This window comes from Streptomyces sp. enrichment culture (assembly GCF_964273255.1).
GTDB lineage: Bacteria > Actinomycetota > Actinomycetes > Streptomycetales > Streptomycetaceae > Streptomyces.
Genome location: NZ_OZ186835.1, coordinates 2,093,830 through 2,114,383, shown reverse-complemented (window position 1 = coordinate 2,114,383; position 20,554 = coordinate 2,093,830). Strand labels below are relative to the sequence as shown.

The following is a 20,554-nucleotide window of genomic DNA, read 5'->3' as shown; positions in this document are numbered from 1 at the left end:
CGTGGAGCACGGCGGGGCGCCGCCCGGTGGGCTCGTCCCGGTTTACGGGAAGGTGAGCTTGAAACTGTTGATGTAGCCGGTGTCGTACCGTGCCCGGTCCTGCACGCGCAGCTTCCAGGTGCCGTTGGCCGTCTCCGAGGAGGCGTTGACCGTGTAGGTCTCCTGGATGTTGTCGGCGGAGCCGCCGGTGCGGCTGCGCAGCGGGTACACGGTGCCGTCCGGGGCCACCAGGTCGACGACCAGGTCGCCGCTCCAGGTGTGCCGGATGTCCACCGTCACGCGGAGGTCGGACGGGGCGTTGCCGGAGCGTCCGGTGACGGTGACCGAGGAGGTCACCGCGGCGCCGTTGTCCGGGATCGCCACGTCGGCGGTGTTCTCGAAGGACGTGCCGCCGCCGCCACCGCCGTCACCGGGGCGCGAGCCCACGTTGACGCCCGCCCAGGCGTCCTGCACCGCCTTGTACTCGGCGCTGTCCGTCCCGTACAGCTCACCGGCCGCCGCCAGGGTGCCGGTGCGGGCGCCGGCGTAGTTGGTGGTGGAGGTGAACTTCGTGGTCAGCGCGCGGAACCAGATCTTCTCCGCCTTGGCGCGGCCGATGCCGGTGACCGGGAGGCCGTCGGAGGTGGGCGAGTCGTAGGTCACCCCGTTGATGGTCTTGGTGCCGCTGCCCTCGCTGAGCAGGTAGAAGAAGTGGTTCGCCGGGCCGGAGGAGTAGTGCACGTCGATGCTGCCGATGCCCGAGTACCAGGCGTCCTTGGACTTGCCGTCCCGGCTGGGCTTGTCCATGTAGCGCAGCGGGGTGCCGTCGCCGTTGATGTCGATCTCCTCGCCGATGAGGTAGTCACCGACGTCGGAGGAGTTGTTCGCGTAGAACTCGACGGTCGCGCCGAAGATGTCGCTGGTGGCCTCGTTGAGGCCGCCGGACTCGCCGCTGTAGACCAGGCCCGCGGTGTTCGAGGTGAGGCCGTGGGTCATCTCGTGCGCGGCCACGTCGATCGAGGTGAGCGGGTTGGCGTTGCCCGCGCCGTCGCCGTAGGTCATGCAGAAGCAGCTGTCCGACCAGAAGGCGTTGACGTAGTTGTTGCCGTAGTGGACCCGGGAGTAGGCGCCGACGCCGTCACCGCGGATGCCGCTGCGGCCGTGCACGTTCTTGTAGTAGTCCCAGGTCAGGGCCGCCCCGTAGTGGGCGTCGGCGGCGGCCGACTCCAGGTTCGAGGGGTTGCCGTTGCCCCAGACGTCGTCGGAGCCGGAGAACAGCGTTCCGGTGCCGGACGTGCCGCGGTTCAGGTTGTACGTCCGGTGGTTGCCGCGCGCGCCGTCGGTGAGGTTGTACGTGGACCCGGACCGGGTGGTCGTCAGGTCGACGGTGCCGCTGTAGACGGTGTGGCCGGTGCCGTTCTGCACGGCCTGCCACTCGTACAGCTTCTCGCCGGTGGTGGCGTCGGTGACGACGTGCAGTTCCTGCGGGGTGCCGTCGTGCTGGAGGCCGCCGACGACGGTCTCGTAGGCCACGACCGGCTTGCCGTCGGCCGCCCAGATCACCTTGCGGGGGGCCCGGTCGACGTCGGGGCCCTTGGCCTTCTCGGCCTTCGCGGCGGACAGGGCCTGCTGCTCCGCCTTCGCGGCGGGCACCGCGGCGGCGGTGGTGGCGGGCTTCACCGCGGTCCGGGTGGCCTTGACGACCTTGTCGGCCTCACCGGCCCGGTCGCCCTGGACGACCAGGTCGCCGCCGAGGACCGGCAGCCCGTCGTAGGTGCGCTCGTAGCGGACGTGCACGGTGCCGTCGCGGTCCTTCAGGACGTCACGGACGACCAGCTTCTCCTTGGCGCCCAGGCCGATCTCCTCGGCGGTCTCCGCCTTGGTGGCGTCGGCCTCGCGGATCAGTTCGGCGCGCTGGGCGGGGGTGAGCCGGACCGACTCCGAGCCCGGCTTCGCCGCGCTCTCGGCGGCGGGGGCCTGCTCCGGCGCGGCGGTGGCCGTGCCGGCCTGGACGGCCGTCGCGACCAGGGCGGCGACCCCGGCGAGTGCGACGGCGGCGGTGCTGCGGGGGGTGCGTCTGTGGGAAGACCTGCTTCTCAACACTGACTCCTTCTGCGCGGCCGCGGGTCGCGCGGCCAGGGGAGACCGGCCGGCGGGTGGGCCGGCCGGGCAGAACAGGGCGGTACGCGGAACCAGCTGCGGTGCTCGGCCACCGTCCCCGGGCGTCGGCGCGGTGCGGTGGGGTTGCCGGGAAGGGGCCGTGGGAAGAGTGGCAGGTGATCGCGGTTTCTGTCAGGACCGCGTCAAGAGTTTGGCGGAAATCGTTCGTTGTACGGAAGTCCGGATCCGTTATGCGGACGCGCCGCGGTGCGCGGCGGGGGCCGGTGCAGGCGCCTTGCGGGCGCCTCGCGTGCGGGACCGCCGCGGCGGCGTGGGGGCGCGCCCCCGCCGGTCGCGGCCGGTGCGGCGTGCGGGGCGGGCCGGCCGTGCGGGGCCGCTCCGGTGTCCGGTCGCGGTCCGCGGTCAGCGGTGCGCGGTCCGGTGTCCGGCCCGCGGTCCGAGGTCAGCGGTCGGCGTCGGCGTCGGCGTCGTGCGGGCGGTGCGGCGGCCCGTGCCGGCGTCGGGCATGCCCGGCGGGCGGCACGGGGCGTCCGTGCCGCCTACGCCAGGCTGTCGCGCCAGGCCCGGTGCAGGTCCGCGAAGCGGCCGGTGCCGGCGATGAGGTCGGCCGGGGGGCCGTCCTCCACGATGCGGCCGTGCTCCATCACCAGGACCCGGTCGGCGATCTCCACCGTGGACAGCCGGTGGGCGATGACCACCGCCGTCCGGCCGGTCAGCACCGTCGCCATCGCGCGCTGCACCGCGCGCTCGCCGGGGACGTCCAGGGAACTGGTCGCCTCGTCGAGGATCAGTACGGCGGGGTCCGCGAGCAGCGCCCGGGCGAACGCCACCAGCTGGCGCTGGCCCGCGGAGATGCGGCCGCCGCGTTTGCGGACGTCCGTGTCGTAGCCGTCGGGCAGAGCGGTGATGAAGTCGTGCGCGCCGATCTGCTTGGCGGCCCGCTCGATCTCCTCGCGGGTGGCCTCCGGCCGGCCGATGGCGATGTTCTCGGCGACCGTGCCGGAGAACAGGAACGCCTCCTGCGTCACCATCACCACCCCCCGCCGCAGCTCCGGTCCCGCGAGGTCGCGCAGGTCGACGCCGTCCAGCAGGACCCGGCCCTCGGTGGGGTCGTAGAAGCGGGCGAGCAGCTTGGCCAGCGTCGACTTGCCCGCGCCGGTCGAGCCGACGACCGCGACCGTCTGCCCCGCCGGGAGCGTCAGGTCGAAGCGGGGCAGCACCTCGCCGCCCGTGCGGTACGCGAACCGGACGCCGTCGAAGACCACGGTGCGGCCGGGGTGCCCGGAGCGCCGGACCGGGAGCTCGCGGGGCGCGGCCGGTTCGGGCACGGACGGGGTCTGCGCCAGCAGCCCGGCGATCTTCTCCAGCGAGGCCGCGGCCGACTGGTAGGCGTTGAGGAACATGCCCAGCCGGTCGATCGGGTCGTACAGCCGCCGCAGGTACAGCACCGCCGCCGCCAGGACGCCCAGCGCGAGGGTGCCTTCCGCGACCCGGTAGGCGCCCCACAGCACCACCAGCGCGACGGTGGTGTTGGCGGTCACCCGGGAGCCCACCACGTAGCGGGCCATCTCCAGCAGCGCGTCGCCGTTGGTGCGCTCGTGACGCCGGTTCAGCACCCGGAAGTCGGCGTCGTTGGCGGCCTCCCGGCGGAAGGCGCGCACCGGCCGGATGCCGTTCATCGTCTCGACGAACTTCACGATGACCGCGGCGATGGCCGTCGACCGCTTGCGGTACACCCGCGTCGCCCGCCGCCGGTAGGACCGCACCAGCGCGTAGAGCGGCAGGAAGGACGCCAGCGCGACCGCGCCGAGCCCCAGGTCCAGCCAGAGCAGCAGCACCGAGATGTAGACGCACGACAGGACGACCGTCACCAGCTCCTGGAGCCCTTCCTCCAGCAGCTCGCGCAGCGCCTCCACGTCGGTCGTGGAACGGGAGATGAGCCGGCCCGAGGTGTAGCGCTCGTGGAAGTCGACGCTCAGCGCCTGGGCGTGGCGGAAGATCCGGCCGCGCAGGTCGAGCAGCACCGCCTGGCTCACCCGGGCGGAGGCGGTGATGAACCCGTACTGCAGCGCGCCCGCCGACGCCGCGCACAGCAGGTAGCCCACGGCCACCGCGATCAGCGGCCCGTGGTCGTCGGCACGGAACGCGGGCACCGCCCGGTCGATCCCGTAGGCCACCAGCAGCGGGCCCGCCTGCACCGCCGCCTGCTGGAGCAGCAGCAGGAACGCGGTGAGCGCGACCCCGCGCCGCAGCGGGGACAGCAGGGACCGCAGCAGGGCCCCGGTGGCGCCCGGGGGTGCCGGCAGGACGTCCCGGTCGAAGGGGTCGCCGGTCTCCTCGGGCGACCGGTCGTCGTCCCGGCCGGGGGCGGGCGCGGTCGTGGCCGCCGTCATCGCGGGTCCTCCTGTCCGCCGGCCGGCTCCCCGGCCATCAGGTGGGCGTACTCGGCGTTGGTGCGCAGCAGTTCGTGGTGGGTGCCGACGGCGGTGATCCGGCCGCCGGACAGCAGGGCGACGCGGTCGGCCAGCAGCACGGTGGACGGCCGGTGGGCGACGATGAGGGCCGTGGTGTCGGCGAGCACCCGGCGCAGGGCCGCCTCCACCGCGGCCTCGGTGTGCACGTCGAGCGCGGACAGCGGGTCGTCCAGCACCAGGAAGTCGGGCCGGCCCACCACCGCGCGGGCCAGCGCCAGCCGCTGCCGCTGACCGCCGGACAGGCTCAGTCCCTGCTCGCCGACCTGGGTGTCCACACCCTGCGGCAGCGCGTGCACGAAGTCCGCCTGCGCCACCCCGAGCGCCCGCTCCAGGTCGTCCGGCCCGGCGCCCGAGGCTCCGGCGCCCATCAGCACGTTCTCCCCGACGGCGGCCGAGAACAGGGTGGGTTCCTCGAACGCGACGGCGACCCGGGCGCGCAGTTCCTCGCGGGGCATCGCCGTGATGTCCACCCCGTCCAGGGTGATCCGCCCGGAGGTGACTTCGTGCAGCCGGGGGACCAGGGCGGTGAGCGTGGTCTTGCCGCTGCCGGTCGCGCCCACCAGGGCCAGCGACTCGCCGGGACGGATGTGCAGGTCGACCCGGTCCAGCACGGGCGGGGAGTCCGGCGGGGCGTCCGGGTAGCGGAAGGTGACGCCGTCGAAGCGCAGCCCGTCGGCGCGGCGGGGCGCGGCGGCACCGGCGGGGGGTGCCGTCCGGTCCTCCTCGGGGGCGTCCATCACCTCGAAGTAGCGGGTGGTGGCGGTCGCCGCCTCCTGGCTCATCGCCAGCAGGAATCCGATCGAGTCCACCGGCCAGCGCAGGGCGAGCGCCGTCGACAGGAACGCGACCAGCGTCCCCGCCGACAGGGTGCCGTCGGCCACCCGCATGCAGCCGAGCACCAGGGCGGCGCCGACGGCCAGTTCGGGCAGGGTGACGATGATGCCCAGGATGGTGGCCAGCAGCCGGGCCTTGTGCAGTTCCGTGCCGCGCAGCCGCCCGGCCAGTTCGTGGAAGGCACGCGCCTGACTGCGGTGCCGCCCGAACCCCTTGATGATGCGGATGCCGAGCACGCTCTCCTCGACCACGGTCGTCAGGTCGCCGACCTGGTCCTGGGCCTTCCGTGACGCCGCCGAGTAGCGCTTCTCGAACACCACGCAGGTCACCATCACCGGCACCGCGGGCACCAGGACGACCAGGCCCAGCGTCCAGTCCTGCGCCAGCATGATGCCCAGGCCGACGAGGATGGTGACGCCGTTGACCAGCAGGAAGGTCAGCGGGAAGGCCAGGAACATGCGCAGCAGCATCAGGTCGGTGGTCGCCCGGGACAGCAACTGCCCCGACGGCCACCGGTCGTGGAAGGCCACCGGCAGCCGTTGCAGATGCCGGTAGAGGTCCGCCCGCATCCCTGCCTCGACGCCCGACAGGGGCCGGGCCACCAGCCAGCGCCGCAGCCCGAACAGCAGCGCCTCCGCCAGTCCGAGCAGCAGCAGGTACAGCGCGCCGAGCCACACGCCCCCCGGGTCGCGGTCGGCGATCGGACCGTCGACCATCCACTTCAGGACGAGCGGGATCACCAGGCCGATGCAGGAGGCCAGGACCGCGATGAACGCGGCGGTGAACAGCCGCGCCCGCACGGGCCGCACGTACGGCCACAGCCGCAGCAGGGTGCGCACGGTGGAGCGGGGCGGGGCGTCCGGCCCGGAACCGTCGTCCGAGCGGGGTTCGGCGGTGGGGAGTGAGGTGGACATCAGCAGTGAGCCTACGGATCGATGCTGACACTGCCCACCGAGTTTCGGCCCGACCGGACTCCGTCCGGAGACCTACGACCCGCGGGCCGGCGCGGGCACCCCCGGCCCCGGAAGCCCGCCCGCTCGGGCGGCGTTCGCCCTGGCCCGCCGCCGTCGATCGGCGGTCGCGCGCTGCCCGACGCCGGCAGGTCGTACCGTCCCCTATCAACCGATCGGACGATGGCAGCCGAGCGGGACGGCCGATGCGCGCGGGCCCCGGCCGCCGGAAGACTGACCGGCATGTCCGTCATCGAAGTCACCGATCTGCGCAAGACGTACGGCGGCCGGCCCGTGGTCGACGGGGTGTCGTTCACCGTCGAGGAGGGCGAGATCTTCGGGATCCTCGGCCCGAACGGCGCCGGCAAGACCACCACGGTCGAGTGCGTGGAGGGCCTGCGGGTGCCCGACGGGGGACGGGTGCGGGTCACCGGGCTCGACCCCGTCACCGAGCACGACCGGGTCGCCCGCGTCCTCGGCGCCCAGCTCCAGCGGAGCGCGCTGCAGCCCAAGCTCACGGTCCGGGAGGCCCTGGAGCTGTACGCGTCCTTCCACCCGGCCCCCGCCGACTGGCGGCCCCTCACCGAACGCCTCGGGCTGACGGAGAAGTTGGGCATCCGCTACGGCAAGCTGTCGGGCGGCCAGCAGCAGCGGCTGTCGATCGCGCTCGCCCTGGTCGGCGACCCCCGGGTGGTGGTGCTGGACGAACTGACCACCGGGCTCGACCCGCGCGCCCGGCGCGACACCTGGCAGCTCATCGAGGACATCCGCGCCGGCGGTGTCACCGTCCTGCTGGTCACCCACTTCATGGAGGAGGCCCAGCGGCTCTGCGACCGGATCGCCGTCATCGACCGCGGCCGGGTGGCGGCGCTGGACACCCCGGCCGGGCTCATCCGCCGCTCGGCCGGCGCCACCGTCATCAGCTTCACCCCGTCCCGGCCGCTGGACGAGAGCGACCTCGCCGCGCTGCCGGACCTCGCCTCGGCCGAGTACCGCGAGGACCGCGTCACGCTGTCCGGCACCGACGCGACCGTCAACGCGGTGATCACGCTGCTGGCCCGCACCCGCGTCACCGCGCACCAGCTGCGGGTCACCGACGCCACGCTGGACGACGCCTTCCTGGACCTCACCGAGGGGGCGGGCGCCACCGGCACACCGGCTGCCACCGCCACACCGGCTGCCACCGGCACACCGGCTGCCACCGGCACACCCGGCCCGTCCGCCGCCGGCCCGGCCGGCCCGACCGAGGAGCTCCCGGCATGACCGCCGCCCTGTTCAACTCCGCCGTCCTGCGCACCGAGGTGCGGCTGTTCCGCCGCGAGCCCGGCAACCTGTTCTGGATCCTGTTCTTCCCCAGCCTGCTGCTGGGGATCCTCGGTGCCGTCCCCGCCTTCCGCGACCCCGACCCCGGCCTCGGCGGGCTGCGGGCCATCGACCTCTACGTCCCCGTCGCCGTCCTCCTCGGCGTCCTCATCGCCGGGCTCCAGGGCATGCCGCAGACCCTCACCGGCTACCGCGAACAGGGCATCCTGCGGCGGATGGCCACCACACCGGTCCGGGCCACCGCCCTGCTGTCCGCGCAGATGCTGGTGTACGGCGGGAGCGCGCTCGTCTCCGCCCTCCTGGCGCTCACGCTCGGCCGGGTCGTCTACGGCGTGTCCCTGCCCGGGCAGCCCGCCGGCTACCTGCTCGCCCTGCTGCTGGCCGCCCTCGCCTGCCTCGCGTTCGGCGCGCTGATCTGCTCGCTGTCCCGGACGACGAAGATCGCGGCGGCGCTCGGGTCGGCGGCGCTGTTCCCGGCGATGTTCTGCGCGGGCGTCTGGCTGCCCGTGCAGGCCATGCCCGACCTGCTGGCCCGCATCGTCGGCTGGACCCCGTTCGGCGCCGCCTCCGAAGCCCTGAACGACGCCGCCGCCGGGGCCTGGCCGGGCTGGGACCACCTGGGCGTCACGGCAGGCTGGACGGTGCTGCTGACCGCCCTCGCCGCCCGCTGGTTCCGCTGGGAGTGAGCGCCCCGCCATGCCCGACACTGGTGCGATGACGCGGACGGGGGACAGCGCGCGGGCGGCCGGCCGGCTGGAGCAGCGGTGGGCGCTGTTCCACCGCTGGGGACCGTACGCCCTGCTCGCCACCGGCACGGTGCTGGCGGCGTCCACCGCCCGGGTCCTCGGCATGACCCGGGCGGAGGTGCACGCCTGCGCCGCGCTCGTCGTCGCGACGCTCGTGCTGCAGCTGTGGTGGGGGCGGGCGTCGCGCGGCCGTGCGACGCCCTCGACCGCGAGCACGGTCTACTTCACCCTGCGGATCGCCCTCAGCTTCGCCCTGACCTGGCTGAACCCGCTGTTCGCCTTCCACGCGGCGATCAACTACTTCGACATCGGGCGGTTGCTGCCGCAGCGGCTGGTCGTCCCCGGGCTGCTGGCCGCCGCCGTCACCGTCGCGGGCTCCCAGAGCGGCGGCCTGCCGCCGGGCGACGCGACCGGCTGGATGGTCTTCGGCGGCGTCCTCGGCGTCAACGCGGCGCTGCTGCTCGTCTTCTCCCACATCGCCGGCCTGGAGGAGGCCCGCGCCCGCACGCAGGCCGAGACCATCGACGAACTGGAGCGCACCAACACGGCGTTGCAGCAGGCGCTCGACGAGAACGCGGCCCTGCACGCCCAACTGGTGGTCCAGGCGCGGGAGGCCGGGGTGGCCGACGAGCGGCGCCGGCTGGCCGCCGAGATCCACGACACCCTCGCCCAGGGACTGACCGGCATCATCGCCCAGCTCCAGGTGGTCGCCGCCGCCGGCGACCCCCGCCTGGCCCGGCAGCACCTGGACCGGGCCGCCGCCCTGGCCCGGCACAGCCTCGGCGAGGCCCGCCGTTCCGTGCACAACCTGTCCCCGGCCGCCCTGGCCGACGACGCCCTGCCGCAGGCCCTGGAGAAGACGGTGGCCGAGTGGGAGGAACGCACCGGCGTCCCCGCCCGGTACACCACCACCGGAACCGTCGAGCCGCTCCACGACGAGGTGGCGGCCACCCTGCTGCGGATCGCCCAGGAGGCTCTGTCCAACACCGCCCGGCACGCGGGCGCCACCCGGGTCGGCGTCACCCTCTCCTACATGGGTGACGAGGTCACCCTCGACGTCCGCGACGACGGACGCGGCTTCGACCCGCGGGTCCGCCGCGCCCGCGACGGCGGCGGCGGCTTCGGCCTGGACGGCATGCGGGCCCGTGCCGAACGCATCGCCGGGTCCCTCGGGATCGAGTCCGAACCCGGTCTGGGGACGGCGGTGTCGGCTCGCGTACCGTTGGTCCGCCATGACTGACGCGCCCGAGGAACCCGCCGTCTCCCTGCTCGTCGTCGACGACCACCCCGTCGTCCGGGACGGCCTGCGCGGCATGCTCGCGTCCGTGGCGGGCTTCCGCGTGCTCGGCGAGGCGTCCGACGGCGTCGAGGCACTGGAACGGGCCGCCGCCCTGGACCCGGACGTGATCCTGATGGACCTGCGCATGCCGGGCGGCGGGGGAGTGGAGGCCATCCGCGAGCTGACCCGCCGGGGCATCCGCGCCCGGGTGCTCGTGCTCACCACCTACGACACCGATGCGGACACCCTCCCCGCCATAGAGGCGGGCGCGACCGGCTACCTGCTCAAGGACGCGCCCCGCGAGGAGCTGTTCGCGGCGGTGCGGGCGGCCGCCGAGGGCCGGACGGTGCTCTCCCCGGCGGTGGCCTCCCGCCTGGTGTCCGCGGTGCGCGCGCCCCGCCCGGCCGGCGGCGAGACGCTGTCCGCGCGGGAGCGGGAGGTGCTCGTCCTGGTCGCCCGGGGCACCTCCAACCGGGAGATCGCCCGGGAACTGTTCATCAGCGAGGCGACCGTGAAGACCCACCTCACGCACCTGTACGCCAAGCTGGGCGTGCGGGACCGCGCGGCGGCCGTGGCGGCGGGCTACGACCGCGGCATCCTGGGCTGACACCGCGACCGGCCCGGGAGCGGCCGGGTACCGCCCCCGGCCACCCCGCGGGCCCGTCCCGTCAGCGCACCCGCAGCAGCAGCACCGTCCGCCCCGGCACCGTCAGGACCGAACCCGCCCGGTGCACGGCGTCCGGCGCGGACGCCTGGTCCTCCCGCCCGGTGTCGACGACGACCTCGTAGCGGTCGGCCCACGGCGGCCCCGGCAGCACGAAGTCCACCGGCTCGCCCCCGGCGTGCAGCACGGCCAGGAAACTGTCGTCGAGGACCGGCGACCCGTCCTCGTCCCGGCCGGGGATGTCCCGCCCGGAGAGGTACATGCCGAGCGTCGCGGCCGGCGCGTACCAGTCGCCCTCGGTCATCTCCGTGCCGTGCGCCGTGAACCAGGCCAGGTCGCGCAGCCCGTCCGCCGAGTGCGGCCGACCGGAGAAGAAGGCCCGGCGGCGCAGCACCGGGTGCCGGTGACGCAGCCCGATCAGCCGCGAGGTCAGGTCGCACAGCGCCCGCCACGCGGGGTCGTCCAGCAGCGTCCAGTCCACCCAGCCGGTCTCGTTGTCCTGGCAGTAGGCGTTGTTGTTGCCGTGCTGGGTGCGGCCCATCTCGTCCCCGGCCACCAGCATCGGCACGCCCGTGGACAGCAGCAGCGTGGTCAGCAGGTTGCGCAGCTGGCGCCGCCGCAGGGCCAGGACGTGCTCGTCGTCGGTGGGGCCCTCCGCCCCGCAGTTGAAGGACCGGTTGTCGTCCGTGCCGTCCCGGTTGCCCTCGCCGTTGGCCTCGTTGTGCTTGCGGTCGTACGACACCAGGTCGCGCAGCGTGAAACCGTCGTGCGCGGTGACGTAGTTGACCGAGGCGTACGGGCGGCGCCCGCCCCAGGCGTACAGGTCGCTGGAGCCGGACAGCCGGTAGCCCATCTCCCGCACGTCCGGCAGCGCGTGCCGCCAGAAGTCCCGCACGGTGTCGCGGTACCGGTCGTTCCACTCCGTCCACAGCGGCGGGAAGGCGCCCACCTGGTAGCCGCCCGAGCCGACGTCCCACGGCTCGGCGATCAGCTTGACGCGGCGCAGCACCGGGTCCTGGGCGATCACCGCGAGGAACGGGGAGAGCATGTCGACGTCGTGCATGGAGCGGGCGAGGGCCGCCGCGAGGTCGAAGCGGAAGCCGTCGACGCCCATCTCGGTCACCCAGTAGCGCAGCGAGTCCGTGATCAGGCGCAGCACGTGCGGCTGGACGACGTGCAGGGTGTTGCCGCAGCCGGTGTAGTCGGCGTAGCGGCGGGCGTCCGGCTGGAGGCGGTAGTAGCCGCGGTTGTCGATGCCCTTCAGGGACAGCGTCGGGCCCAGCTCCCCGGCCTCCGCGGTGTGGTTGTAGACCACGTCCAGGATGACCTCCAGGCCCGCCGCGTGCAGGGCGCGCACCATCCGCTTGAACTCGCCGACCTGCTGCCCGGTGGTGCCGGAGGCCGCGTAGCCGGCGTGCGGGGCGAAGTAGCCGATGGAGTTGTAGCCCCAGTAGTTGCGCAGGCCCCGGCTGAGCAGGTGGTCCTCGTGCGCGAACTGGTGCACCGGCAGCAGCTCCACCGCCGTCACGCCCAGCTTCACCAGGTGCTCGATCGCGGCCGGGTGGGCGAGCCCCGCGTAGGTGCCGCGCAGTTCCTCCGGGACGCCGGGGTGCCGCTGGGTGAAGCCCTTGACGTGCAGCTCGTAGATCACCGAGTCCGCCCACGGGGTCTTGGGCCGGCGGTCGTCGGACCAGTCGTCGTCGTCGTGCACCACGACGCCCTTGGGCACGTACGGGGCGGAGTCCCGGTCGTCGCGCACCGTGTCCGCGACGTGCTGCTGCGGCCAGTCCCGGACGTGTCCGTACACCTCGGGCGGCAGCGCGAAGTCGCCGTCCACCGCGCGGGCGTAGGGGTCCAGCAGCAGCTTCGCCGGGTTCCAGCGGGCCCCCGTCCACGGGTCCCAGCGGCCGTGCACCCGGTAGCCGTACCGCTGACCGGGCCGCACGCCCGGCACGAAACCGTGCCAGATGCCGTGCGTCAGCTCGGTCAGCCGGGCCCGGCTCTCCCGTCCCCGTTCGTCGAACAGGCACAGCTCGACCCCCTCCGCCCCGCCCGCCCACAGGGCGAAGTTGGTCCCCGCCACCCCGTCCGGGCCCACCCGGAACCGGGCGCCCAACGGCGTCGGCCGGCCCGGCCGGACCGGCACCGCCGGCGCGGACGCCACCGGCCGCCTGCCGTTCACGACGACGGCCGGGCGCCCCTCCCCGGTGGCCCGCTGTGCGGCCACCGCCTCCTGCTCGGCTGCGCTGGACACCTGTCAGCCTCCCGCGGCTCGTGGAACGACGGTGGTCACGAGTGCGCGGCCCTCCGGTCGGCTCCGGCCGCGGCTGTCCGGCGCGTCGTTCTCCCCACAGTTCTGCCCAGAGCGTGCCGCGCACTCACGTTTCCCCGCCCGGCGGCATGGTCGTTTCCCGAACGCGCGCCCGGTCGTTGGACAGCGCGTGAGGCACGTACAAGGGCGCGCACGGCGCGCGAGGGCCGCACTGGCCGCCGTACTGACATGGGCAGGACTGCTGACCGGAGCCGTCGGGTGCACCACGGACGGCCCCCTGAGCGGGGCGTTCGGCCCGCCGGCCGCCGAGGACGTCATCCGGGTGACGCCCGACGACGGGAGCACGGGCGTCCGCCCCGACCGCGAGCTGCGCGTCCGGGTGCCGGAGGGACGGCTGGAGTCGGTGGCGGTGGTGAAGTCCCAGGACGCCCGGAGCTCCCCGGTGCCGGGGCGTCTGTCCGACGACGGACGCACCTGGCGGCCCGACGGCGAACGGCTGGCGCTCGCCGCCGAGTACACCGTCGACGCGGTCGCCGTGGACGGCAACGGCCGCCGCTCCGCCCGCCGCACCACCTTCACCACCCACGTCCCCGAGGAACGCTTCATCGGATACGTGGCCCCGGAGAACCGCTCCACCGTCGGCACCGGGATGATCGTCTCCCTGGAGTTCAACCGGAAGATCACCCACCGCGCCGCCGTCGAACGTGCCGTCCGGGTCACCTCCGAGCCGCCCGTCGACATCCGGCCGCACTGGTTCGGCCGCTCCCGGCTCGACTTCCGCCCCGAGCACTACTGGAAGCCCGGCACCCGCGTCACCGTCGAGCTGGGCCTGCGCGACGTCGAGGGCGCCCCCGGCGTGTACGGGCTGCAGCAGCGGACGTTCACCTTCACCGTCGGCCGCAGCCAGGTCTCCCGGGTCGACGCCGCCCGGCACACCATGCAGGTGCGGCGGGACGGCGAACTGCTCGCCACGGTCCCGGTGACGGCGGGAGCACCGAAGACCACCACCTACAACGGCACGATGGTCATCACCGAGATGCTGGAGGTGACCCGGATGGACAGCCGCACCGTCGGCTTCGGCGGCGAGTACGACATCCCGGACGTGCCGCACGCCATCCGGCTGACCGAGTCGGGCACCTTCCTGCACGGCAACTACTGGGCCGACGCGGACGTCTTCGGCTCCACCAACGTCAGCCACGGCTGCATCGGGCTGCGCGACGTCAAGGGCGGCGGGGCGGACACCCCGGCGGGCTGGTTCTTCGACCGCAGCCTCGTCGGTGACGTGGTCGAGGTGGTCAACAGCAAGGACAAGAAGGTGGCTCCCGACAACGGCCTCGGCGGCTGGAACATGGACTGGGAGGAGTGGCGTGCGGGCAGCGCGGTGAAGTGACCCCGCCGGCCGGGCCCCGGCCCGGTCCGGCCCACCCCCGCTCGTCCCGGCCCGTCGTTCTCGCGGCGTTGTCCCGCCCGTCCCCCTCGCCTCCCGCCGTCGGTCCCACAGACAGTTGAAGTTGGGACTGAATGGTGACATTCGCACCCAGCCCAAGCCCCCTGGCCTGGGGTTACGATGCGCCGAAGCGCGCGAGGGGCGCGCGGGGGCGCGGGTCCGGCCAGGCCCGCCGAGGGGAGATACAACGTGAACGTGGGGCCGATATCGGGGGCGTCCGTGGGCGCGCGGCGACGGACCGGCAGGAAACTGGCCGCACTGGCACTCGGGGTGGTGCTGGCGGTCACGGCCTGCGGAGGCGGGGACCCGGAACAGGGCCCGGGCGACGGCAAGGGCAAGGGCAAGGCCGCCGCCGCGGCCGTCGGCAAGCAGTCCGAGGCCGTGGTGACCATCGCTCCCGAGGACGGCGCCGAGGACGTGAAGACCAGCGGCGCCCTGAAGGTCTCGGCCACCAAGGGCAAGCTGACGGAGGTCGTCGTCCGGGACGCGGACGGCGGCAAGATCGAGGGCGAGATGTCCGCCGACGGCCGCACCTGGACGCCGTCCACCCACCTGGCGGGCTCCACCAAGTACACCGTGCACGCCGTGGCGAAGGACTCCGAGGGCCGCACCGCCGCCGAGGACGCCGACTTCACCACCCTGACGCCGAAGAACACCTTCATCGGCAACTTCACCCCCGAGGACGGCTCCACGGTCGGCGTCGGCATGCCGTTCTCGCTGCGCTTCACCCGGGGCATCACCAACCCCGAGGACGTCGAGAAGGCCATCCGCATCACCACCGAGCCGGCCGTCGAGGTCGCGGGCCACTGGTTCGGCAACGACCGCCTCGACTTCCGCCCGGAGCACTACTGGAAGGCCGGCACCAAGGTCACCGTCGACCTCAACCTCGACGGCGTCGAGGGCCGTCCCGGGGTCTACGGCAAGCAGGCGAAGAAGGTCTCCTTCACCATCGGCCGCAGCCAGGTCTCCGTCGTCGACGCCAAGAAGCACACCATGAAGGTGAAGCGGGACGGGAAGGTCATCAAGACCATCCCGGTCACCACCGGTGCCCCCGGCACCGAGACCTGGAACGGCCAGATGGTCATCACCGAGCGGCTCAAGGTCACCCGGATGAACGGCGAGACGGTCGGCTTCGGCGGCGAGTACGACATCAAGGACGTCCCGCACGCCATGCGCCTGAGCACCTCGGGCACGTTCATCCACGGCAACTACTGGGGCGGCAACGCCTTCGGCAACTACAACGCCAGCCACGGCTGCATCGGGCTGCGCGACACCCGCGGCGGCTGGGACAAGAAGGCCCCGGGCGCCTGGTTCTTCGACAACTCGATGATCGGGGACGTGGTCGTCGTCAAGAACTCCAAGGACGCCACCATCGCCCCGGACAACGGGCTGAACGGCTGGAACATGTCCTGGGAGAAGTGGAAGGCATAGCCTCCCCCCGTCCGCGCGGCCCCGGTGCGAGCCACGGCACCGGGGCCGCGCCGTGTCCGGGCAAGGAGCCGGGGGCGGGCGGCGCTCCGGCGGGCCCCGGCCCCGTGTCCGGTGTGACGGACCGCACCCACCCCGGTCGCCGTTAGTCCCCGTTAACCTGCTGGCATGACCGTACATCTCGAAGTCGCGGACGGCGTCGGCACCCTGCGTCTGGACCGCCCGCCGATGAACGCCCTGGACGTGGCCACGCAGGACCGGCTGAAGGAACTCGCCGAGGAGGCCACGCGGCGCGACGACGTGCGCGCCGTGGTGATCTACGGCGGGGAGAAGGTGTTCGCGGCCGGCGCGGACATCAAGGAGATGCAGGCCATGGACCACACCGCGATGGTCCTGCGCGCCCGCGGCCTGCAGGACTCGTTCACGGCCGTGGCCCGCATCCCCAAGCCGGTGGTGGCCGCGGTCACCGGCTACGCGCTGGGCGGCGGCTGCGAGCTCGCCCTCTGCGCGGACTACCGCATCGCCGGGGACAACGCCAAGCTGGGCCAGCCCGAGATCCTGCTCGGTCTCATCCCGGGCGCCGGCGGCACCCAGCGGCTGTCCCGCCTCATCGGGCCGTCCCGCGCCAAGGACCTCATCTTCACGGGCCGTCAGGTCCGGGCCGACGAGGCGCTGACCCTCGGCCTGGTGGACCGGGTGGTACCCGCCGCCGAGGTCTACGAGCAGGCGCACGCCTGGGCGGCGAAGCTGGCCAAGGGGCCCGCGCTCGCGCTGCGTGCGGCCAAGGAGTCCGTCGACACCGGGCTGGAGACGGACATCGACACCGGCCTCGCCGTCGAGCGGAACTGGTTCGCGGGTCTGTTCGCCACCGAGGACCGGGAGCGCGGCATGCGCAGCTTCGTGGAGGAGGGCCCGGGCAAGGCAAAGTTCGTGTGAAACCTCGCCCCAGGGCTTGCCATTGACACGATGTCTGATCCGGCCCCCTCGGCGCGGCGGTTTATGGGAGCCTTAAGGCACCCTTAAGCCTGTCGTGACGAGGGGGCCCGTCGATTGTCGAACAGCGAGCCGTTCCCGCAGGCAGGAAGCGGTGGGAACGATCCCCTGCTGCCTCTGGCATATGACGGCGGACGATCGCACACAGGGGGCGTACGGGGGGCGTATTCGCCCGTACCGGCCCCTGACGTGCCGCTCGGCGGCCATGATGGGGCCATGGCGGGGCTGGAGGGTTTGGGACAGCCGCGGGGAGACGGACGGGCGACGGCGTCACGCTGGTCGCCGACGGTCGAGGACGAACAGGCCCTGCGCGCACTGGAGTTGTACGGCGATCCGACGGAGTCCGAGGTGTCGCTGCCGTCGCTCCCCGAATCCGCCGCCATCGCCCGCAGGATCGCGCAGGTGGTCGTCCTGCGTCACTGGGGGCTGACCGCCCGCACCGCCGAGGACACCGTGTTGCTCGTGTCCGAACTCGTCGGCAACGCCGTCCGCCACACCGGCGCCCGGGTCTTCGGACTCCGGATGTCCCGCCGTCGCGGCCGGTTCCGCGTCGAGGTGCGCGACCCCTCCCGCGGCCTGCCCTGCCTGATGCCGGTCCAGGAACTGGACACCAGCGGACGCGGCCTCTTCCTCGTCGACAAGCTGGCCGACCGCTGGGGCGTGGACCTGCTGCCCCGCGGCAAGACCACCTGGTTCGAGATGCGCGTCTCCGAGCGCTGAGCGGCCGGCGCCGCCGCCACGGGTACGGCGGACGGGGGCCCGCGCGTTAACCTGACCTGCGTCGTCCGGGCTCCGGGCGGGTCCGGCGGAACGCCGACCAGTACAACGCGAACAACACGAAGAGGGGCGGATCGGTGGCGGACATCGAGGAAGCACGCAAGCAGTTCGAGCGGATCGACACGAACGGGGACGGGTTCATCACCGCTGCCGAGTTCAAGACCGCCCTCGCGCAGGGCGGCGACTGGAACGTCACCGAGGAGGTCGCCGAGGCGATCATCGCCTCCCGCGACCTGAACGGCGACAAGCTCCTGTCGTTCGACGAGTTCTGGGTCCACCTCCGCAAGTGAGGCCCCGCCGGGGCCCGGACCGCGCGCGTGCCGCCGTGGACCGGGCCCCGCGGCATGCCCGGAGCCGGGGGCGCCCGCCGCGCCACCCGGATGGCCGGATTCAACCGGTTGCCCGGAATAGCCCCGGTCTCCCGGAGGTTGGCAGGGTCCACCGGCGTCCATGGGGACGCGGGTGAGACATCCATCCGAAGGGCGAGGCGAGGCGGACCATGAAGATCGGCATCATCGGCGCGGGGAACATCGGCGGCAATCTCACCCGGCGGCTCACCGCCCTCGGGCACGACGTCTCCGTCGCCAACTCGCGTGGCCCGCAGACCCTCACCGCCCTCGCCGAGGAGACCGGGGCGACACCGGTCACGGTGCGGGAGGCGGTCCGCGGCGCGGAGATCGTGGTGGTCACCATCCCGGTCAAGGCCGTGCCCCGGCTGCCGTCCGGGCTGTTCGACGGGGCTGCCGCGGACCTGGCCGTCATCGACACCGGCAACTACTACCCGCAGCGCGACGGACGCATCGCGGGCATCGAGGACGACGGCCTGACCGAGAGCCGCTGGGCCGAGCAGCACCTCGGTCACCCGGTGATCAAGGCGTTCAACGGGACCTACGCCCAGGACATCCTGGACCGTCACCGCCCCGCCGGCGCCCCCGACCGGATGGCCCTGCCCGTGGCCGGGGACGACGAGGCGGCCAAGCGGAAGGTCCGTGACCTGATCGGGGAACTCGGCTTCGACACCGTCGACGCCGGCGGTCTCGACGACTCCTGGCGCCAGCAGCCGGGCACCCCGGTCTACGGGCTGCGCGCCGGCGTCGATGGCGTCACCGAGGCGCTGGCGAAGGCGTCCCCCGAGCGCGGTCCCGACTTCCGCGGATGACACCGGGCCGGGGCCTGACCTGCGCGTCGCGCGGAGGTCAGGCCCCCTCGGCCCACTGTCTGAGGGCCGCCTCGTCGGCGAAGTCCGCGACGTTCTGGTCCAGCGGGTCGTCGGTGTACTGGTGGAAGCGCCAGGCGGCCTCGACGCGGGGCTCGCCCGCCGCGACGTAGTCGGCGATCCAGAGGCCGTCACCCGCCTGTGAGGTGGTGTCGACGTTGAGCCAGAAGTCCCGGTTGCAGTACAGGACGACCCGGTGTCCGGGCCGCAGCTCCTTCACCAGGTCCAGGAACCGGTCCTTCTCGGCGGCGCTCGCCCGGGTGCCGCCGCCGGTGGTCTCCCAGTCGACGGCCAGCAGGTCGCCCTTCTTCAGGGGCGCCTCGCTCACGAAGTGCTCCGCCTGGGCGGTGAGGTCGCCCGGCCAGAGGAAGTGGTAGAAGCCGGTGACCAGACCGGCGTCGCGCGCCCGCTTGGTCTGGTCGGCCAGCTTGGGGTTGGTGTACCGACGGCCCTCCGTCGCCTTGACGAAGACGAAGGACAGGCCGTCGGTGTCGTAGGACGCGGTCTGGTGCGAACTCACGTCGATGCCACGCAGCATGAGGGCTCCCTGACGTGCTTGTGGGGGGACTCGCGGGGAGAAGGGGAGTCGCAGGACTCATGCCCCGCCCCGGCACCGCCGACCCGCGACGGACGGGAAGTGATCGCCCTTGACCGCCTCTGCCCGGTGCGGGCGCCTCAGCATTCGATGATGTTCACCGCGAGCCCGCCCCGGGCCGTCTCCTTGTACTTGACCGACATGTCCGCGCCGGTCTCCTTCATCGTCTTGATGACCTTGTCCAGGGACACCTTGTGCGAGCCGTCGCCGCGCAGCGCCATCCGGGCCGCCGTGACCGCCTTGACCGCGGCCATGCCGTTGCGCTCGATGCACGGGATCTGCACCAGGCCGCCCACCGGGTCGCAGGTCAGGCCCAGGTTGTGCTCCATGCCGATCTCCGCCGCGTTCTCCACCTGCCACGGAGAGCCGCCCATCACCTCCGCGAGGGCGCCCGCGGCCATGGAGCAGGCGGAGCCCACCTCGCCCTGGCAGCCGACCTCGGCACCGGAGATGGAGGCGTTCTCCTTGAAGAGCATGCCGATCGCGCCGGCCGCCAGCAGGAAGCGGACCACACCCTCCTCGTCGGCGCCGGGCACGAAGTTGACGTAGTAGTGCAGCACCGCCGGGATGATGCCCGCCGCGCCGTTCGTCGGGGCCGTGACGACCCGGCCGCCGGCCGCGTTCTCCTCGTTCACGGCCATCGCGTAGAGGGTGATCCACTCCATGGAGAGCGCCTGCGGGTCGCCCTCCGAGCGCAGCTTGCGGGCGGTGTTCGCGGCCCGGCGGCTCACCTTCAGGCCGCCCGGCAGGATGCCCTCGCGGGACATGCCGCGCGCCACGCACGCCTGCATGACGCGCCAGATCTCCAGCAGGCCCTCGCGGATCTCCTCCTCGGTCCGCCAGGCCCGCTCGTTCTCCAGCATCAGCGCGGAGATCGACAGGCCGGTCTCCCGGGTCAGGCGCAGCAGCTCGTCACCCGTGCGGAACGGGTACTTCAGGACCGTGTCGTCCAGCTTGATGCGGTCCGCGCCGACCGCCTCCTCGTCGACGACGAAGCCGCCGCCCACCGAGTAGTACGTCTTCTCCAGCAGCGTCGCGCCCGAGGCGTCGTACGCCCACAGGGTCATGCCGTTGGCGTGGTACGGGAGCGCCTTGCGGCGGTGCAGCACCAGGTCGTCGTCGAAGGAGAAGGCGATCTCGTGCTCGCCGAGGAGCCTCAGCCGGCCGCCGGCCCTGATCTTCTCGACCCGTTCGTCGGCGGTCTCCACGTCGACCGTGCGCGGCGAGTCGCCCTCCAGGCCGAGCAGCACCGCCTTGGGGGTGCCGTGGCCGTGGCCGGTGGCGCCGAGCGAGCCGTACAGCTCGGCGCGGACGGAGGCCACCGAGCCCAGCAGGCCCTCGTTGCGCAGCCGCCGGGAGAACAGGCCGGCCGCGCGCATCGGGCCGACCGTGTGCGAGCTGGACGGGCCGATGCCGATCGAGAACAGGTCGAAGACCGAGATGGCCACGGGAGGAC

At 73.3% G+C, this 20,554-nt stretch carries 16 protein-coding genes; 10 read left to right on the top strand and 6 right to left on the bottom strand.

What is annotated here, in order from left to right; all coding sequences use genetic code 11:
- Window positions 1–42: 42 nt before the first annotated feature.
- The 3 genes from ACSU53_RS08955 to ACSU53_RS08945 all read right to left on the bottom strand — a co-directional run bounded on the left by ACSU53_RS08955 (window position 43) and on the right by ACSU53_RS08945 (window position 6,322).
- Entirely contained in the window at window positions 43–2,079 is a 2,037-nt protein-coding gene (locus ACSU53_RS08955; RefSeq protein WP_437026224.1) for a M4 family metallopeptidase, read from the bottom strand.
- Window positions 2,080–2,639: 560 nt separating this feature from the next.
- Window positions 2,640–4,493, bottom strand: coding sequence for an ABC transporter ATP-binding protein (locus ACSU53_RS08950; RefSeq protein ID WP_437026222.1), 1,854 nt, complete (start codon window positions 4,491–4,493; stop codon window positions 2,640–2,642).
- The gene (locus tag ACSU53_RS08945; protein WP_437026220.1) at window positions 4,490–6,322 is read right to left on the bottom strand and encodes an ABC transporter ATP-binding protein; all 1,833 of its coding nucleotides are present in this window, start codon (window positions 6,320–6,322) and stop codon (window positions 4,490–4,492) included. The genes ACSU53_RS08950 and ACSU53_RS08945 overlap by 4 nt, the downstream gene beginning before the upstream one ends.
- Window positions 6,323–6,601: 279 nt before the next feature.
- Here ACSU53_RS08945 and ACSU53_RS08940 point away from each other — a divergent pair, with 279 nt between their 5' ends.
- From ACSU53_RS08940 to ACSU53_RS08925, 4 genes are read left to right on the top strand one after another with little or no spacing between them, the layout of a single operon-like run.
- The gene (locus tag ACSU53_RS08940) at window positions 6,602–7,621 is read left to right on the top strand and encodes an ABC transporter ATP-binding protein (RefSeq protein WP_437026218.1); all 1,020 of its coding nucleotides are present in this window, start codon (window positions 6,602–6,604) and stop codon (window positions 7,619–7,621) included.
- Window positions 7,618–8,367 (top strand): ABC transporter permease, encoded by a 750-nt coding sequence (locus ACSU53_RS08935; protein WP_437026216.1) that lies wholly within the window; start codon window positions 7,618–7,620, stop codon window positions 8,365–8,367. The genes ACSU53_RS08940 and ACSU53_RS08935 overlap by 4 nt, the downstream gene beginning before the upstream one ends.
- Before the next feature lie 10 nt (window positions 8,368–8,377).
- A complete protein-coding gene (locus tag ACSU53_RS08930) occupies window positions 8,378–9,667 on the top strand; it encodes a sensor histidine kinase (RefSeq protein WP_437026214.1) in 1,290 nt (429 codons plus the stop codon).
- Complete coding sequence (locus tag ACSU53_RS08925; RefSeq protein ID WP_437026212.1) at window positions 9,660–10,313, top strand: response regulator; 654 nt, start codon at window positions 9,660–9,662, stop codon at window positions 10,311–10,313. The genes ACSU53_RS08930 and ACSU53_RS08925 overlap by 8 nt, the downstream gene beginning before the upstream one ends.
- A gap of 61 nt (window positions 10,314–10,374) precedes the next feature.
- Here the strand turns inward: ACSU53_RS08925 and glgX are convergent, their stop codons facing one another.
- Window positions 10,375–12,624, bottom strand: a complete 2,250-nt coding sequence (gene glgX, locus ACSU53_RS08920) for a glycogen debranching protein GlgX (protein ID WP_437026210.1) — start codon at window positions 12,622–12,624, stop codon at window positions 10,375–10,377.
- 187 nt (window positions 12,625–12,811) lie between these two features.
- Between glgX and ACSU53_RS08915 the strand changes: the two genes are divergently transcribed.
- The 6 genes from ACSU53_RS08915 to ACSU53_RS08890 all read left to right on the top strand — a co-directional run bounded on the left by ACSU53_RS08915 (window position 12,812) and on the right by ACSU53_RS08890 (window position 18,446).
- A complete protein-coding gene (locus tag ACSU53_RS08915) occupies window positions 12,812–14,032 on the top strand; it encodes a L,D-transpeptidase (RefSeq protein ID WP_437026209.1) in 1,221 nt (406 codons plus the stop codon).
- Between the two features lie 246 nt (window positions 14,033–14,278).
- The gene (locus ACSU53_RS08910) at window positions 14,279–15,520 is read left to right on the top strand and encodes a L,D-transpeptidase (protein WP_437026207.1); all 1,242 of its coding nucleotides are present in this window, start codon (window positions 14,279–14,281) and stop codon (window positions 15,518–15,520) included.
- A gap of 165 nt (window positions 15,521–15,685) precedes the next feature.
- Window positions 15,686–16,453 carry an enoyl-CoA hydratase/isomerase family protein gene (locus ACSU53_RS08905; RefSeq protein WP_362091997.1) on the top strand — a complete coding sequence of 256 codons (768 nt, stop codon included), beginning with the start codon at window positions 15,686–15,688 and terminating at the stop codon, window positions 16,451–16,453.
- Between the two features lie 273 nt (window positions 16,454–16,726).
- Window positions 16,727–17,230, top strand: coding sequence for an ATP-binding protein (locus ACSU53_RS08900; RefSeq protein WP_437026204.1), 504 nt, complete (start codon window positions 16,727–16,729; stop codon window positions 17,228–17,230).
- A gap of 134 nt (window positions 17,231–17,364) precedes the next feature.
- Window positions 17,365–17,577, top strand: coding sequence for an EF-hand domain-containing protein (locus ACSU53_RS08895; protein ID WP_432058748.1), 213 nt, complete (start codon window positions 17,365–17,367; stop codon window positions 17,575–17,577).
- A 179-nt stretch (window positions 17,578–17,756) separates the two neighbouring features.
- Window positions 17,757–18,446 (top strand): NADPH-dependent F420 reductase, encoded by a 690-nt coding sequence (locus ACSU53_RS08890; protein ID WP_437033087.1) that lies wholly within the window; start codon window positions 17,757–17,759, stop codon window positions 18,444–18,446.
- Between the two features lie 37 nt (window positions 18,447–18,483).
- Here ACSU53_RS08890 and ACSU53_RS08885 read toward each other — a convergent pair whose 3' ends face one another.
- Window positions 18,484–19,041, bottom strand: coding sequence for a glycoside hydrolase family 25 protein (locus ACSU53_RS08885; protein ID WP_437026202.1), 558 nt, complete (start codon window positions 19,039–19,041; stop codon window positions 18,484–18,486).
- 137 nt (window positions 19,042–19,178) lie between these two features.
- A complete protein-coding gene (locus ACSU53_RS08880; RefSeq protein WP_437026200.1) occupies window positions 19,179–20,546 on the bottom strand; it encodes an L-serine ammonia-lyase in 1,368 nt (455 codons plus the stop codon).
- Window positions 20,547–20,554 lie beyond the last annotated feature (8 nt).

What these genes read in the sequence shown, in the direction of transcription:
- ACSU53_RS08900 (WP_437026204.1), top strand. Translation starts at nt 16,727, where the DNA reads ATGGCGGGGCTGGAGGGTTTGGGACAGCCGCGGGGAGACGGACGGGCG.
- ACSU53_RS08945 (WP_437026220.1), bottom strand. Translation starts at nt 6,322, where the DNA reads ATGTCCACCTCACTCCCCACCGCCGAACCCCGCTCGGACGACGGTTCC.
- ACSU53_RS08925 (WP_437026212.1), top strand. Translation starts at nt 9,660, where the DNA reads ATGACTGACGCGCCCGAGGAACCCGCCGTCTCCCTGCTCGTCGTCGAC.
- ACSU53_RS08905 (WP_362091997.1), top strand. Translation starts at nt 15,686, where the DNA reads ATGACCGTACATCTCGAAGTCGCGGACGGCGTCGGCACCCTGCGTCTG.
- ACSU53_RS08940 (WP_437026218.1), top strand. Translation starts at nt 6,602, where the DNA reads ATGTCCGTCATCGAAGTCACCGATCTGCGCAAGACGTACGGCGGCCGG.
- ACSU53_RS08885 (WP_437026202.1), bottom strand. Translation starts at nt 19,041, where the DNA reads ATGCTGCGTGGCATCGACGTGAGTTCGCACCAGACCGCGTCCTACGAC.
- ACSU53_RS08935 (WP_437026216.1), top strand. Translation starts at nt 7,618, where the DNA reads ATGACCGCCGCCCTGTTCAACTCCGCCGTCCTGCGCACCGAGGTGCGG.
- ACSU53_RS08950 (WP_437026222.1), bottom strand. Translation starts at nt 4,493, where the DNA reads ATGACGGCGGCCACGACCGCGCCCGCCCCCGGCCGGGACGACGACCGG.
- ACSU53_RS08930 (WP_437026214.1), top strand. Translation starts at nt 8,378, where the DNA reads ATGCCCGACACTGGTGCGATGACGCGGACGGGGGACAGCGCGCGGGCG.